Annotated in this window: 14 protein-coding genes; 9 read left to right on the forward strand and 5 right to left on the reverse strand. The window is 60.5% G+C overall.

The features are described 5' to 3' along the window. Positions 1-165 precede the first annotated feature (165 nt). The 6 genes from FXN65_RS13820 (at position 166) to FXN65_RS13845 (ending at position 8,076) form a co-directional block, all read left to right on the forward strand. Positions 166-1,164: an AraC-like ligand-binding domain-containing protein gene (locus tag FXN65_RS13820; protein ID WP_151133740.1), complete on the forward strand. Its 999-nt coding sequence runs from the start codon at positions 166-168 to the stop codon at positions 1,162-1,164. A 390-nt stretch (positions 1,165-1,554) separates the two neighbouring features. After that, positions 1,555-2,319, forward strand: a complete 765-nt coding sequence (locus tag FXN65_RS13825; RefSeq protein WP_151133741.1) for a hypothetical protein — start codon at positions 1,555-1,557, stop codon at positions 2,317-2,319. 126 nt (positions 2,320-2,445) lie between these two features. Next, complete coding sequence (locus FXN65_RS13830) at positions 2,446-3,921, forward strand: aldehyde dehydrogenase family protein (protein WP_151133742.1); 1,476 nt, start codon at positions 2,446-2,448, stop codon at positions 3,919-3,921. A 333-nt stretch (positions 3,922-4,254) separates the two neighbouring features. Further along, complete coding sequence (locus FXN65_RS13835) at positions 4,255-5,505, forward strand: acyl-CoA dehydrogenase family protein (protein WP_151133743.1); 1,251 nt, start codon at positions 4,255-4,257, stop codon at positions 5,503-5,505. Between the two features lie 60 nt (positions 5,506-5,565). Continuing rightward, on the forward strand, positions 5,566-6,492 hold the full coding sequence (locus FXN65_RS13840) for a transporter (RefSeq protein WP_151133744.1): 927 nt from the start codon (positions 5,566-5,568) through the stop codon (positions 6,490-6,492). Positions 6,493-6,585: 93 nt separating this feature from the next. Continuing rightward, a complete protein-coding gene (locus FXN65_RS13845; protein ID WP_151133745.1) occupies positions 6,586-8,076 on the forward strand; it encodes an aldehyde dehydrogenase family protein in 1,491 nt (496 codons plus the stop codon). 106 nt (positions 8,077-8,182) lie between these two features. On the opposite strand, the gene FXN65_RS13850 is transcribed toward FXN65_RS13845, so the two are convergent. Both FXN65_RS13850 and FXN65_RS13855 read right to left on the reverse strand, forming a co-directional pair. Beyond that, positions 8,183-9,145 (reverse strand): TIGR03571 family LLM class oxidoreductase, encoded by a 963-nt coding sequence (locus tag FXN65_RS13850; RefSeq protein ID WP_151133746.1) that lies wholly within the window; start codon positions 9,143-9,145, stop codon positions 8,183-8,185. A 106-nt stretch (positions 9,146-9,251) separates the two neighbouring features. Continuing rightward, positions 9,252-9,632, reverse strand: coding sequence for a winged helix-turn-helix transcriptional regulator (locus tag FXN65_RS13855; protein ID WP_151133747.1), 381 nt, complete (start codon positions 9,630-9,632; stop codon positions 9,252-9,254). A 213-nt stretch (positions 9,633-9,845) separates the two neighbouring features. On the opposite strand from FXN65_RS13855, the gene fusA reads away from it, so the two are divergent. Further along, on the forward strand, positions 9,846-11,981 hold the full coding sequence (gene fusA, locus FXN65_RS13860) for an elongation factor G (protein WP_151133748.1): 2,136 nt from the start codon (positions 9,846-9,848) through the stop codon (positions 11,979-11,981). A 193-nt stretch (positions 11,982-12,174) separates the two neighbouring features. Then, positions 12,175-12,270, forward strand: coding sequence for a hypothetical protein (locus FXN65_RS28610; protein WP_449288520.1), 96 nt, complete (start codon positions 12,175-12,177; stop codon positions 12,268-12,270). Here FXN65_RS28610 and FXN65_RS13865 read toward each other — a convergent pair. Continuing rightward, on the reverse strand, positions 12,242-12,586 hold the full coding sequence (locus FXN65_RS13865; protein WP_151133749.1) for a tyrosine-type recombinase/integrase: 345 nt from the start codon (positions 12,584-12,586) through the stop codon (positions 12,242-12,244). The genes FXN65_RS28610 and FXN65_RS13865 overlap by 29 nt on opposite strands. 465 nt (positions 12,587-13,051) lie before the next feature. Between FXN65_RS13865 and FXN65_RS13870 the strand changes: the two genes are divergently transcribed. Further along, entirely contained in the window at positions 13,052-13,282 is a 231-nt protein-coding gene (locus FXN65_RS13870) for a hypothetical protein (RefSeq protein ID WP_151133750.1), read from the forward strand. Positions 13,283-13,716: 434 nt separating this feature from the next. On the opposite strand, the gene FXN65_RS13875 is transcribed toward FXN65_RS13870, so the two are convergent. Further along, entirely contained in the window at positions 13,717-14,592 is an 876-nt protein-coding gene (locus FXN65_RS13875) for a hypothetical protein (RefSeq protein WP_151133751.1), read from the reverse strand. Between the two features lie 41 nt (positions 14,593-14,633). Next, positions 14,634-15,086: an outer membrane protein assembly factor BamE gene (locus FXN65_RS13880; protein WP_178119329.1), complete on the reverse strand. Its 453-nt coding sequence runs from the start codon at positions 15,084-15,086 to the stop codon at positions 14,634-14,636. Positions 15,087-15,140 lie beyond the last annotated feature (54 nt).

The following is a 15,140-nucleotide window of genomic DNA, read 5'->3' on the forward strand; positions in this document are numbered from 1 at the left end:
GTTTGGCAGAGAGGCAAAAGCTTGAGGCACGCAGAGTAAAGCGGAACCTTGAGCACTTAAGGAAAGAATAGAAGTCTGGGATGGCGTCCGCCCTCCACCGGCAGAATCCGTGCACAGGCTCTCCGGCGGAGAAGGTGTTCACTGCATTTGGTGAGAGGCGTGCAAATGAACTCGACTCAGTTGTCTAAGACCGATACCAGCATCACCGGCGAATCCATTGGCGCTTCGACGGAGGCCTTTTTTGATGAGATTGAGGCATGGGAAGCCGCTGTCGAACACAGCTGCGCCCCGCTGCGGATCAGCCTGGACGCCAGTTGTCCGCTCAGGGCAAGGCTGATTGAGCAACGCTTCGAGGCATTGCAACTCAGCCGGGTGACTTCGGTCGAGTGCCGCTGCGAGCATGACCGCCAGCACATTTCACAAAGTCCCGACGATGCCTTCCTCTACAGCCTGCAATTGCAGGGCGAAGGCCAACTGGTACAGGGCGAGCGCAGCGTGGCGATTCGGCCCGGCGATGGCGTGCTCTATGACTGCAGTCGGCCCTTCCAGTGGACATTCGCCGGCGATTTGCAGCAACTGGTTGTCCGCTTGCCGCGCGACCTGTTTCGCGGTCGGATAAACGACCCGGACAAATGCACGGCTCTGCGAATCGCCGGTGGCCAAGGCATTGGCCGTCTGCTGGCGGCACAGCTGCAATCCCTGTTGGATGAGCGCAACGCCATCCAGCCTGGAACCCGACGCTACGCGGCCGGAAGCACAGTGGACCTGCTGGCGGGAGTGCTCAGCGAGCTGAGCCTCCAGGTGCCTGGCCCTGCCAGCAATCTCCAGACCTACCACCTCAATCGAGCCTATGCCTGCATCGCCGAACGCATCCGCCAGCCCGGCCTGGCTCCCGAAGCCATCGCCAAAAGCCTGGGCATTTCGCTGCGCTATCTGCACCAGTTGTTCCATGGCACGGGCACGACGGTGGGCCGGTATATCCAGGATATGCGCCTGGATGGCTGCGCCCGCGAGCTGATCACCCTGCCCGCCCGCGCCCACTCCATCAGCGACCTGGCCTATTCCTGGGGGTTCGAGAATTCCGCCCATTTCAGCCGCGTGTTTCGCAACCGCTTCCAGCTCAGCGCACGCGAGTACCGAGCACAGCATTCGTTGCTCCGTTGAAGTCGTGCTCGGAGTGCGCTGACGGTCAAGAAAGCACTGCACTCCCAGCGAAGAAGACGCGTACGGCCTTCGTTAGCATCTGAGTCAAGAGCTGCGGCGTCACTGGCCATCAAGAGCGCAACCCTGTGTCAAGTCTCGCCAGAATGCTGCCTCATGGTCGTCGATTCTGCGTCGGTATCTACGCACGTCGCCCCGGGTCGCAGCCTCAAGGCATTCGGTGAGTCATTAAATCCCGCGCGGACGAGTACCGCCGGACATGGCGCCGCCCCAAAGAAATCGGGGCGCGCTCAGCCAGACCTCCTCGCCAAGCCTGGCCTCCGGCCTGGTCCGCATCGAAAGCTTCCGATCCGGGGAGGGTTTCTACCTAGTGCAAGCAAGAGGGAATACGTCATGAAAGTTCTTGGCTACAAGACCGGTCCTATCCAGGCAGAGGCAGCCTTCACCTCCGACTTTGCCCTGGACGACAGCATTTCCACGCAGGACATCGTCAACATGCTGGAGCGTGAACGCCCCAACATGGACATCCGCCCCGGCATGCGGCACAAATACACGCCGCTGCGCTTCGATTCCGCCACGGGGACCAAGTACATCGGCGGGCGTTACCTGTTCGACACCTGGGAGAACGTGCTCGACTACAACCACTTCACCAACGAGGAGCTGTTCCCGGCGCCTGGCGTGAAGTTCTGGGAACGCTTCATCGACGTCAACAAGCACTACTGGAAGGTGACCGGGGCGCATGACTTCAAGCCCATGGCCACCTCGCACCACATCAACCGCTTCGAGCGCTACTCCTTCACCAGCAGCAAGGTCGAGGAACTGCTCAAGCAGGTGTGGCCAACAATCCGTGACGACGCTGAAAAGCAGGGCCTCTCCAGCGTCTGGCTGATGTTCCAGCCGGAAGAGAAGGAAATCGGCATCATCACCGTAGGTGAGAAGACCAGCGATGCCGACCCGGCCGTGGCGGCCTCCCGCGGACTCGCACGGCTGGAGAATGCCCAGCCATTCGGTCGTCACTTGCCGGCGGAGCTCGGACTGGCCAAGCTCCTGGACCGCACCAGCCTAATCATCTCCTCGTGGCTGCCGGAGTCCCGCGCGCTTGGCGGTGCGCACTCCTCCTTTGACATGTCCCCGCCGCACCCACAACCGAAGCTGTAACCGTCAGTGGGAACGACAGGCGCCCGGCCGGACGGTGTTCCGGCCGGGCGTCATTTTTCAGCCCCCGGCCACCACCACCTTGAACCTCTTGGTATTCACTCATCCGACCACTGAGGGAGGAACTCCATGAGCACTTCTCGTCCCACCTATCAGAACCTCGAACTCCAGATGATCGCCGGCCAATGGCGTGCCGGCAGTAGTAGCCGCCAGTTGGACGTCATCAACCCCTTCGACCAAGAACTGCTGGCCAGGCTGACCTTGGCAAACAAGGACGACCTGGAGCATGCGTTTCTGAAGGCTCGTGAAGCCCAGGCTTCCTGGTCGGCAAAGGGCCCCGCAGAGCGGGCCGAAGTATTGCTCAACGTCGTCAGGATCTTCGATGAGCGCCGCGACGAAATCATCGACTGGATCATCCGGGAGTCAGGCAGCACGCGGATCAAGGCCGAATTCGAATGGGGCGCGGCTCGGGCGATTACCCTGGAGTCAGCCAGCCTGCCGAATCGCGTCCATGGGCGTATCGTCGAGTCCGATGTCCCAGGCAAAGAGAGCCGCGTCTATCGCGCGCCTCTGGGTGTAGTTGGTGTGATCAGCCCCTGGAACTTTCCCCTCCATCTGACCCAGCGATCCATTGCACCCGCCCTCGCCCTTGGCAATGCAGTGGTAGTCAAACCGGCAAGCGATACACCTGTGACGGGCGGCCTGCTGCTGGCGAGGATCTTCGAAGAAGCGGGGCTTCCGGCTGGCGTGCTGAGTATCGTGGTAGGTTCCGGCGCTGAAATTGGTGACGCCTTCGTCGCGCATCCGGTTCCGGCTCTCATTTCCTTCACGGGTTCCACCGAGGTGGGTCGGAATATCGGACGGATCGCCAGCGGAGGCCAGCACCTGAAGCAGGTTGCACTGGAACTCGGGGGCAACGCGCCGTTCGTGGTACTGGCCGATGCGGATCTTGAACAAGCCGTGCGCGCCGCGGTGGTTGGCAAGTTCCTTCACCAGGGGCAAATCTGCATGGCCATCAACCGGATCATCGTTGAAGAGCCGCTTTACGAGGCGTTCACTAGGCGTTTCGTCGAGCGCGTGAAGTCGCTGCCATATGGTGATCCGAGCAGACCCGACACGGTTGTCGGCCCCGTCATCAACTCCCGGCAACTGGAGACGTTGCAAGCCAAGGTCAGCAAAGCCAAGGCCGAAGGCGCTGTCACATTGGTAGAAGGACTGGCCGAGGGCAACGTTCTTCCCCCCCATGTGTTCGGGGAGGTAACCCCCGAAATGGACATCGTGCGCGAAGAGATCTTTGGCCCCCTGGTCGGGATACTTCGTGCCAGGGACGCTGAACACGCCCTGGAACTCGCCAACGACACCGAATACGGCCTCTCCAGTGCCGTTTTCACGGCGAGCCTGGAGCGCGGCGTGCAGTTCGCTCGCCGCATCCGCGCCGGCATGACCCATATCAACGATATTCCGGTCAGCGATGCGCCGAACGCACCCTTCGGTGGTGAGAAGAACTCCGGCATCGGTCGTTTCAATGGCGATTGGGCCATCGACGAATTCACGACGGTTCACTGGATCACCGTACAGCGCACACCTCGACACTATCCGTTCTGAATCAGAACGCGCATCTCCCGCTAAACACTCAAGATTGAGCCCGGCGCATTGCCGGGCTTTCTTGTTCGCAAAGCCATTAGCAGCACGAGCGAAGGCGAGTTGTCACCAGTCAATGGTTGCAAGCGCTTTCAACACGAACGTCACGGAGGTTCTCAGTGGCGCCCGGCACACCACAGAACGTTGCATGCGGTGAGCGCACTGCGGGTCAATAAAGCACTGCATCTACAGCAAAGAGGGTTCTTTCAGCCTTCCGTAGCATCAGGGTCGACAGCAGCACCGTGATTGCCTGTCGCGGGGCAGCTGTCATCCAGCATCTATTGGAGAGCTACCACAATGCCCATCGATTTCACCCTGACGTCGTCTCAGGTCGAGCTTCAGCAACGCGCCCGCCAGTTCGCCAAGCGCACCCTCAGCCAGGTCACCGAAGTCATCCGCCACCTGCCAACTCCGGAGGATCGCTTTCGGGCGACCCGCCCCTTCTACGAGGAACTGGTTCGCGAAGGCTTCATGCAACGGTTGATCCCCCAGCCATTTGGTGGCGGCGGCACCGGCATGGTCGACATGGCCATAGTCGCCGAAGAGTTCTACACGCAAGACGTCAGTGTTCCCCTGACCATGTTCGCCAACCTGCTTGGCCTGATGCCCTTGTTCCTGGCTGGCACACCTGAGCAGCAGCGACACTTCATTGGTCCATTCCTCGAACGCTCCGGCGCCCCCCTCGCCGCGCTCGCATCGACCGAACCCGGCGGCAGCGCCAATTACCGCTCTGCCGCCACGGGTGGTGGAGTCCGGACGCAAGCCGTGCTGGAGGGCCAGGAGTGGGTGATAAACGGCACCAAGCAATGGGTGTCCAGCGCTTCGGGCTGGGATGGGAAAGGCGCCGACCTACTTAGTGTCGTGTGCCGGACCGATCCGCTTGCCGCACCGGAGCATGGCGTTTCCGTAATCCTGGTTCCCGGACCGGCGCAAGGTTTTACGGCAAACCGCGCCCATGAATCTGCCGGGCATCGCGGCCATATGACCTGCAACTTCAGCCTCCTCGAAACGCGAGTCCCGCAAGAAAACGTCATCGGCGAAGTCGGACGGGGACTGGATCTGGTTGACGCCAGCTTTTCACCCACTGCTGCACTGGTGGGTGTCATGTCCCTGGGGGTCATGCGCGCCGCGTTCGACTTCGCCCTGGACTTCGCGAAGACCGAACGACGCGGTGGCGAGGCCACGATCATCAATCACCAGGCTGTGGGTTATGCCCTGGTCGATGCCAAGGCCGCCATCGAAGCTGTCAGGAGCCTCAGCTACCGGGCCTGTTTCGCGCTGGACCAGCAGGATCCCGAAGCCTTCGAACTGGCCCTCCACGCGAAAGTATTCGGCTCAGAAACCGCCGTACGGGTCATTACCGAGCTGATGCGCGTGGTCGGCATCGAAAGTTATGACCACCTGAGTTCCCCGCTTGCCGGCCTGCTGCAGGACGCCCTCGCCTTTCCCCTGTTCGATGGCGGAAACATGGGTGTGCGGCGCCGCCAGCTCCACGAGCTCATGCGGCAGGACGGCTACGATTCGACGGCCACGATCTTCCATCCGTAACCCCCACCTGAAGCCACTGACGTTGCCACACAAATAAATCCAAGAAAGTGAGTCGCAACAATGAAAGACAAGAACGCCCCCGTTCAAGCTCCACCGTCGTTCCAGACTTCAAACCAGGTGAAACTCCTGATACGCATGCTCCTGCTACTCTGCGTCTTGCGAGGCACGGCTGCCAATGCAGGTGTCATCGCCACCGATCCCGGCGATTACGTCGCCTTTCCCGCCGGCACTAACCTGGCCGTGCTGTACTACAACCACGCCGAGCGTAATGACGTTTACTTGAACGGCCACAAGCAAGACGTGCCTGGCTTTGGGCTGGACAACGACATAGCGGCATATCGTGCCGTGCATTACATGCAGCTCGGACCGTTGTTGGCTGCTCCTCAGGTCATAGTCCCGTTCGGCAGCCTGAGAATGAAAGGAGCTTCCGACACAAGCGCCAGCGGTGTGGGCGATCCCCTCATCGGCAGCGCGTTCTGGCTCATCAACGATCCTACACACAATCGCTACCTGTCGTTCGGCACCTGGGTCGCCCCTCCCCTCGGCAACTACGACGCTGACGATGGTCCAGTCAACATCGGTGAGAACCGATGGAAAGGTGTTCTCCACACGTCTTACACGCAGTCGCTGTTCGGGAACCTCTCGGGCGAAGTCACCGCAGAGTGGGATTTCTTCGGCGAGAACGACGACTTCGCCGGGATGACCCGCAAGCAGTCCCACATCTTCGAGCTGCAAACCCACCTTCGCTACGACTTCTCGCCAGGCAACTTCGTCGGTGCGAGCTACTACCACACGACAGGCGGCGAGAATCGCCTGAATGGAGTCGACCTTGATGATTCGCTCAATACGAAGCGCTACCTGCTGTCGGTTGCCCGCATGGTCGCCCCGACCGTGCAGCTGATGGGCCAAGTGGGCCAGGACCTGGAGGTGCGCAACGGCCCGAAGGAAGACTTCCGCGTCAGCTTGCGCCTGGTCAAGATTTTCTGACTCCCCGCTTTCCAGATCACCCGCCATTACTGCCGCTGGCGCTGTTTCGCTGCGAAACGAGGCGGCTCCGGCTTAATCAACATGAGGTCCGATATGAGCAAGATTGAAATCCTGCCGCAGGTTGCGGCATTCCTGGGGCGCCGCCACGGCTGCTTCATCGACGGCCGCTGGGTACTGCCGGAAGGTCCGACCACGCCGGTGTTGAACCCCGCCACCGGCGAAACCATCGCTTGCGTGCCGGACGTGCCGCTGGACTATCTGGAACAAGCGGTGCAGTCGGCGTTCCAGGCATTCGAGTCCCGCGTGTGGTCCGGCCTGCGTCCGGCCGACCGCGAGCGCATCCTGTTGCGCTTCACCGCCCTGGTGGAGGAGCACGCCGAAGAGTTGGCTCAGTTGGAAACCCTGAACCAGGGCAAGTCGATCAACATCTCGCGCATGCTGGATGTGGGCGCCACCGTCGAGTTCATGCGCTACATGGCCGGCTGGGCGACCAAGATCGAAGGCCAGACCTTGGACGTGTCGATCCCGATTCCGCCGGGCTCGCGCTTCACCGCCTTCACCCGCCGTGAGCCGGTGGGCGTGGTGGCCGGCATCGTGCCGTGGAACTTTCCGTTGATGATTACCGCCTGGAAGCTGATGCCGGCCCTGGCCTGCGGTTGTACCGTGGTCATCAAGCCGGCCAGCGAAACCCCGCTGACCGCCCTGCGCCTGGCCGAGTTGGCCATCGAGGCGGGCATCCCGGCCGGCGTGTTCAACGTCATCACCGGTGGCGGCAGCACCGTGGGCAATACGCTGGCTTCACACCCGCTGATCAGCAAGGTGTCCTTCACCGGTTCCACCGCCGTGGGCAAGAGCGTCGGCGTGGCCTGCATGGCGAACATGACCCGCTTCGCCCTGGAGCTGGGCGGCAAGAACCCGATGATCCTGCTGGACGATGCCAACGTGGAGAAGGCCATCCAGGGCGCGCTGCTGGGCGGCTTGCTGAACAGCGGCCAGGTGTGCGCCGCGGCCTCGCGCTTCTACGTGCACCAGTCGCGCTACGAAGAGTTCGTCCAGGGCCTGGCCGCCGCCGTGAAGGGCCTGTCCATTGGGCCAGGCATCGACCAGACCGCGGCGATCAACCCGCTGGTATCGCGCAAGCAGCAGCAAAGCGTGCAGAGGCACATCGAGTTGGCTCGCCGGGAAGGCGCCCGCGTGGTAACGGGCGGAGAGGAGCTGGATGTAGAAGGCTTCTACGTCCAGCCCACCGTGCTGGCTGACGTGAACCACGACATGACCGTGGCCCGCGAGGAGGTGTTCGGCCCGGTGCTGTCGGTGATCCCCTTCACCGACGAGGACGCCATGATCGAACTGGTCAACGACAGCCCCTACGGCCTGGCGGCGAGCCTGTGGACCAACGACCTGTCCAAGGCGATGAACCTGGTGCCACGCATCGAGGCGGGCACCGTCTGGGTCAACGCCCACGTGCTGTTGGATCCGAGCATGCCCTTCGGCGGCGTCAAGCAGTCCGGCATGGGCCGTGAATTCGGTCGGGCAGTAATCGAGAGCTACACCGAGCTGAAATCGGTGTGCATCGCCCACTGACCGATTGACCTTTGGTTTTTGGCAGGCCTAGGCCTGCCTTTTTTCTACCCGGCAAGAATGCACTGGCTCAGTTTCTGGAACGGACAAAGCTACGGCTAGCGACCTGCTAGCTCTCACCACCATGGAAAGCCGGAAGCACCTCAGCAGCCAATTCCTCCAGCACATCTCGAAGCTCGCGCCCGGTGGCCGACAGGTTGAGTGAGACATGGTGTGTGCCACTGGCCCGCATGTCTTCAAGCAAGGCCACCAGGGCCTTGCGGCCCGTACGATATCCAAGCGGAATGGCTGCTGCAGGCTCATCCGAGTCGGCGCTGAGGTCCACTTTCAAGGCGACTCCGAAAGCACGGAACGCGCTTGGAGCTGATCGCCCTACAGCATCACGCCATAGTTGGTAGCGATCTCGCTGCTGCTCCGGCTCCCGGTGGTAAGTGATCCAGCCGCACGCGTTACGGGCGATCCAGTCGAGGCTTTGACCGCCTGAGCCTACTGCCAGCATGGGCACCGCATCGGACAACGCTGGAAGTAGGCAGAACTCAGGCGCATCCGGCGTCGCTAGGTCCGGTATGACACGGGATGGCGCACGAATGGCTGCGGCAACGACTTCCCAGTTATGCCGGAACAGCGTGCGCCGGTCGTCCGTGTTCTTGCCCAACGCTGCATATTCCGGCGGGCGGTCGCCGGACCCCAGGCCGAGGATGAAACGGTCATGGGACAAGGCGCTGGTGGAAATGGCCGCTTTCGCAATGTGCAGCGGATGCCGCAAGGTCAGCACAATAGCTCCGCTGACGAGCGCGATGCGCCGGGTCTGCGCTGCCAGCGCTCCCAGCAGGACCCAGGGGTCCAGGTGCCCGACCGGGTCGGGGTAGTCGGCGCTGTTGAGCGGGACGTCACGAATCCACAGCGCGCGAAAGCCCAATTCGTCCGCAGCTCTCGCCAGCTCAAGCTGGACGTCGAGGTCAGGCACGGTTTGCCCTGGCTCGAGCATCGGCAGCGCAAGGCCGATCGTCAATTGCCCATCGCGAAATACGTGCTGGAAATGGGTGTCCTGTTCTGCCAACTCATTCTTCATGGTCTGCCTCTGGTATTCACCAGGCGTCGATTTCGGGCGGTCCGAACGCTCCCGTCAGCATAGTGCGTAGCATCGGCAGGGGCATACATCTCCCCCGCAATGACCGCTAACCGGCCGCCCTGAGGTTGCGATCAAGTTCATCCATCGCTGCGGGGGTTCTGGCCGCCCAGTCATAGAGGCCTCGAAGGGGTTCAACAAAGGTTGATCCCAGCCTAGTCAGCGAGTACTCCACTCTAGGAGGTACCACATTGAAGACCTGGCGTTCGACGAGGCCACTGTTTTCCACATCCCTGATAGTCTGGGTGAGCATCTTCTTGGAAATGCTAGGAAGCGCGCGTTCAATCTGGCCCGTGCGCATTGAGCCGAGGCTGAGCGCGAAGAGCACCATCGACGTCCATTTTCCGTTCAGGATGTAGTGGATGCGCCGCTGCGGACAGTCTTCCCGAAGTACAAAACTCGAACCGTCGAGTTCTCCTGCGTTTCTCATATTGGTTACCAAATAGTTTCTATGTAACTAAGTGGTATCTAGATAACCAATTAGTGCCTACTTATCTAATTACCCATACACCCATTAAGCTTATATCACCCAATTGGTAGCTGTCTTTCGAAGTTGCCAAACGGCTTCAGCAAAGCCTGGAAACCGACTCACGTTGGGCTGTACTCGTGAATAATTGTTTTATCCTGTTTCAAGGAGAGCATCATGGCTCGTTCAACCCCCATCAACCGTTATCGCAACCTCGGTATCGTCGCCCACGTAGACGCCGGTAAGACCACTACTACGGAGCGGATCCTGTTCTACACAGGTCTCAGCCACAAGATGGGTGAGGTGCACGACGGCGCCGCCACTACCGACTGGATGGTGCAGGAGCAGGAGCGTGGTATCACCATTACCTCCGCTGCCGTGACCACTTTCTGGAAAGGTTCCCGTGGCCAGTACGACAACTACCGCGTCAACGTGATCGACACCCCCGGCCACGTGGACTTCACCATCGAAGTGGAGCGCTCGCTGCGCGTGCTCGACGGCGCTGTCGTGGTGTTCTGCGGTACTTCCGGCGTTGAGCCTCAGTCCGAGACCGTATGGCGTCAGGCCAACAAGTACGGTGTTCCGCGCGTCGTTTACGTGAACAAGATGGACCGTGCCGGTGCCAACTTCCTGCGCGTGATCGGTCAGATCAAGCAGCGTCTGGGTCACACTCCGGTTCCGGTTCAGCTGCCAATCGGCGCTGAGGACGACTTCGAAGGTCAGATCGATCTGATCAAGATGAAGGCGATCTACTGGAACGAAGACGACAAGGGCACTACCTACCGCGAGGAGGAAATCCCTGCTGAGCTCCAGGCTCTGGCCGAAGAGTGGCGCAACAACATGGTTGAAGCTGCCGCCGAAGCCAGCGAAGAGCTGATGAACAAGTACCTGGAAGAGGGTGAGCTGACCGCCGAGGAAATCAAGGCTGGTCTGCGTGCGCGTACCCTGGCCAGCGAAATCGTTCCGGCCGTCTGCGGTTCCTCCTTCAAGAACAAGGGTGTGCCTCTGGTTCTGGACGCCGTGATCGACTTCCTGCCGGCTCCCACCGAGATCCCGCCGATTCAGGGCGTCCATCCGGATAGCACTGACGACAACGAGATCCACGATGAGCGTCGTGCTGATGATGCTGAGCCCTTCTCGGCTCTGGCGTTCAAGATTGCGACCGACCCCTTCGTCGGCACCCTGACCTTTGCTCGTGTTTACTCCGGTGTCCTGGCTTCCGGCGACTCCGTGCTGAACTCAGTAAAGAGCAAGAAGGAGCGCGTAGGTCGGATGGTGCAGATGCACGCCAACCAGCGTGAAGAGATCAAGGAATGCCGCGCTGGCGACATCGCAGCCTTGATCGGCATGAAGGACGTCACCACCGGTGACACCCTGTGCGACATCGAGAAGCCGATCGTCCTTGAGCGTATGGACTTCCCGGAGCCGGTGATCTCGGTTGCTGTCGAGCCGAAGACCAAGGCCGACCAGGAAAAGATGGGTATCGCCCTCGGCAAGCTGGCCCAGGAAGACCCGTCGTTCCGCGTCAAGACCGACGAAGAAACCGGTCAGACCATCATCTCCGGCATGGGTGAGTTGCACCTGGACATCATTGTCGACCGCATGAAGCGCGAGTTCGGCGTTGAGGCCAACATCGGCAAGCCGCAGGTTTCCTATCGCGAAACCATCTCCAAGGACAATGTCGAGATCGAAGGCAAGTTCGTTCGCCAGTCCGGTGGTCGTGGTCAGTTCGGTCATTGCTGGATCCGCTTCTCGTCTGCTGACGTGGACGAAAAGGGCAACATCGCCGAAGGCCTGGTATTCACCAACGAAGTCGTGGGTGGTGTGGTTCCGAAGGAATACATCCCTGCAATCCAGAAGGGCATCGAAGAGCAGATGAAGAACGGCGTTGTTGCCGGTTATCCGCTCATCGGCCTGAAGGCTACCGTGTTCGATGGTTCCTACCACGACGTCGACTCCAACGAGATGGCGTTCAAGATCGCTGCCTCCATGGCGACCAAGCAGCTGGCCCAGAAGGGCGGCGGTAAAGTGCTTGAGCCGATCATGAAGGTAGAGGTGGTGACCCCCGAGGACTACATGGGTGACGTGATGGGTGACCTGAACCGTCGTCGTGGTTTGATTCAGGGGATGGAGGACTCGGTTTCCGGTAAGGTTATCCGTGCCGAGGTTCCGCTGGGCGAGATGTTCGGTTACGCGACCGACGTGCGTTCCATGTCCCAGGGTCGCGCGAGCTACTCCATGGAGTTCTCCAAATACGCCGAAGCTCCGTCGAACATCGTCGAGGCACTTACAAAGCATCAGGGTAAGACCTGACTCCCCCACGCCGGGGCCTCTCACGGAGAGGCCCCGGCCGAACTATCCCAACCGAGTAACTGCAACCCGCAAGGAGTCGCGTCGACAGTCGACCACAAGGCGCAACAGTTGGGACATTCAGGACGCCACCTTCGCCGCCCGCCTCCACGGCCGCGACTCAGCCATAAAGGCCACGACCAAGCGCTGCGCCAAACTGCTGCCGCGCAGCAAGCGCGACCTGATGTTTGCCATTGTCGACAGCAGCGAGCCGCTCCGACTGGTCAACTACCTGGTAGAGCACCTGGACTAGTCAGGCCCGGCGGCGCTTCAGCCGCCAGACTCGGCGAGAGCGACCGCAGCTGTCCGGGAAAGACCCCGGTGCTGTCCACGTAGCGCAGCGCCGATTTCGCATCACGCCACCCCACATAGCCCATCAGCGCCTTCTGGTCCCAGCCACTGCGCGTCGCCCAGGTGGCGAAGCCGCGACGTAGGGAGTGGCTGCTGTACAGCTCGGCCGCCAACCCGGCGCCTTGCAACACTGTCCGCAGCAGCGGAATCACGCTGTGTGGATGCAGCCCCTGCTCGCTCAGGTGTCGCCGACATAATGTCAGAGCAGTCCAGATCATTGAGGGTGCGGTCGTTCATGAACTATGTCCAGCGCGCACCTGCGCTCGGGGCATCAATGCGCCGGTCGTCCGCGGTCCAGCCTCGGCTGCGGCGGACTATGCGGCTAACTTTCCGACAACCCTCCGACGGTTAACCCTGGAAGAATTTGACCAGATAGCTGGCCATGGCCACAAGCTCGCAGCTGAGGGTCTTGGATTAGCCTCAGTTCAGTAATCACTCCCCTCAGATCACTATTGGCCGATCGCCGCGCGCGGCCGACCTCCCCGTGGGGACCATGGTGTCTGGGGTTTACGAGAAAAAGCATCGAGGCGTAGCACCTGGGAATCCCCTAGTTTTTTTTGACTATTTGGTCGACGTGCTCTTCTAGGCCGCTATCGCCTCCTCCGCTCCCTACACCGCCATCGTCACCGGAACCTGCTGTTAACGAAGCACCAGGCAAGAACCGTGGAAGCCTGAAAGTCATCTTGATCAAACTAGGGATGCTCAGTCTGCCGATGCGCAGTACCAAACAGGGAGTGCAACCAGCAGGTGAAAGCGGCCGAGGTTTTGCCGTTGTCGCTGATGAGGTGCTTGGGCTTGCTCAACGTATTGAAAGCCAGGTTGAGCGGCGAAAAATTTCGGCGGCGGATGATTTTAGATCAAGAGCTGATCATAAAAATAAACTCATAAATAACAACTACTTACAAACCAAATGAATGAATTTTCCCCTTATCTCGGCATGACCCCATTGTGCGATGACACCTGTGGGTATGAATAGCCATTCAATGGCTCGGCGCCGTTCTTCAGCTAACAAGCCCACCTGTCGTCAGGAAACAATCTGGAACGAGACATTCACCAGTACTTCGCATGGCACTCGATCGCCAAGCAAACCCCCTCAAATTCGATGAGCTTTTTTGCACCATCCGGGTGGATATAGTTGATCGGTCCCGGTCTGTCGGTTATTAGATGCTTCTACGCGGCCTTGGCTAGCATGAATCCTAGATCCGAAATAGACCACGCGAAGTAGACTTGCCATTCCAGTTCATCAGTCAACACGAAGTGTCAAGTACAGCGCTTCTGCGGCTACGGCGAGGTTGTGAAGTTGCGCGGCAATGACTCGGGCAGGAGCATAGCCACTTCAACGCTTGAGCTAAAGCACGCCATTCCCTCTCTGGTTGCCTGGGATCACCGCCTCGGGGAAGTAATCCACCTGCAACGGATACTCCTGCCCCAGCAGCTTACCGTCGCCATACCAAGTCAGGCCGTTCTGCTTGAATACCAGGCCGCTGTCGATGCCGTACTCGAAGTATGCGCCCAGCGAACTGCCGAAGGCGAAGCGCTCCGCATCCAGGCGTTTCAGCCGGTAAATCGCTCCATGCGGCGGCAACTGATCCTTGATCCGCTGCAGATACTGCGGGGCCAGGCGAGCGAAGAGTTCAACAGCTTGCTTGCGATACTCAGCTACTGTCAGACCCGGCCGCCGTTGCAACTCCGTAGCTATCAGCGCGAATACGTCCCCATTGGCCTTAGCTTCGGCCACCTTAATGGGCAGCATTTGGCGCAGGCGGGCACGATCCAATTGCAGTGTCGGCTGGGCCGGCTTGCCCTCCTCTTTCGGCTTCGCCACGCTCCTCATGAACTCTCTGGCGTCCACTGGCTGCAGCACATTCGTCGCCAGGTAGGCGGCACAAGCCGTCGCCTGGCCCGCCTTGTCGCCGTTGTACAAGAGAACGGTAGCATCCTTAGCCTTTTCGTCGAGCTTGATTCCAGCCTTCCTCAGGTTGTCATCGACCTGCTTCTGGGTCAGCTCGCCGCGGGCCAGACCGCAGACCTGAGACATCAGGCTGGCATCGCGCTTGCCACTGAAGGTCGGTTCCAGGGAGCTGACCGCGTCCTGGATGATCGGAAGCGCCGGTACGCTGACCCAGTTACGCTGCACGACCTGCTCGTCAGAGCCCGGCTTGCAGCCGGCGGAAATGACAAGGGGGCCCAGAAGTAAAGCACCAAGGAGAAGTTTGATGTTCATGGAGAGAGACCTCGATAAACGAAACAGATAGGTTTGAAGATTCAGTGAGCGATTGCCTGGTGCCGTTCGGCGGCTGGCGTGATGTGCGTCAGGCCATCCAGGCAACCCTGCGGGAGAGCAAAGAAGGAACGCGCCACCAGGTGGTCATCGAACAGCACCTTGTACTGGCAGGTACGTTGCGCCGCGTTGGCGGTGGGACGGAGCCGGAGCACGTAGTCCCATTCACGGACATCGAACATGCCCTCGGCAAAATGGGGAGGGCCGATGAGCTCTAGTACCTGGGCCTTGGTCATGCCCGGCACCACCTTCGACAGGTTTTCCAGGTTGACGTAGGTGCCTTCGGGGCGGTTGGCGTCTTGGACGGCCGGGAAAACCGGCTTGTCGGTGGAGCCTTGGGCATCGACATCGCTGAGCATGCGGGTGCCGCAGGCGCTGAGGCCGGCAGCCATCAGCATGACAAGGCTGGCGACGACGCGGTGGAAGGAAGTGGACATGATGCTTACCTCGAATTCGAATCGCTCGGAAGGGGCCCGGCTCGCACCGGGCCC

It is taken from the genome of Pseudomonas lalkuanensis (assembly GCF_008807375.1).
GTDB classification, from domain to species: Bacteria; Pseudomonadota; Gammaproteobacteria; order Pseudomonadales; family Pseudomonadaceae; genus Metapseudomonas; species Metapseudomonas lalkuanensis.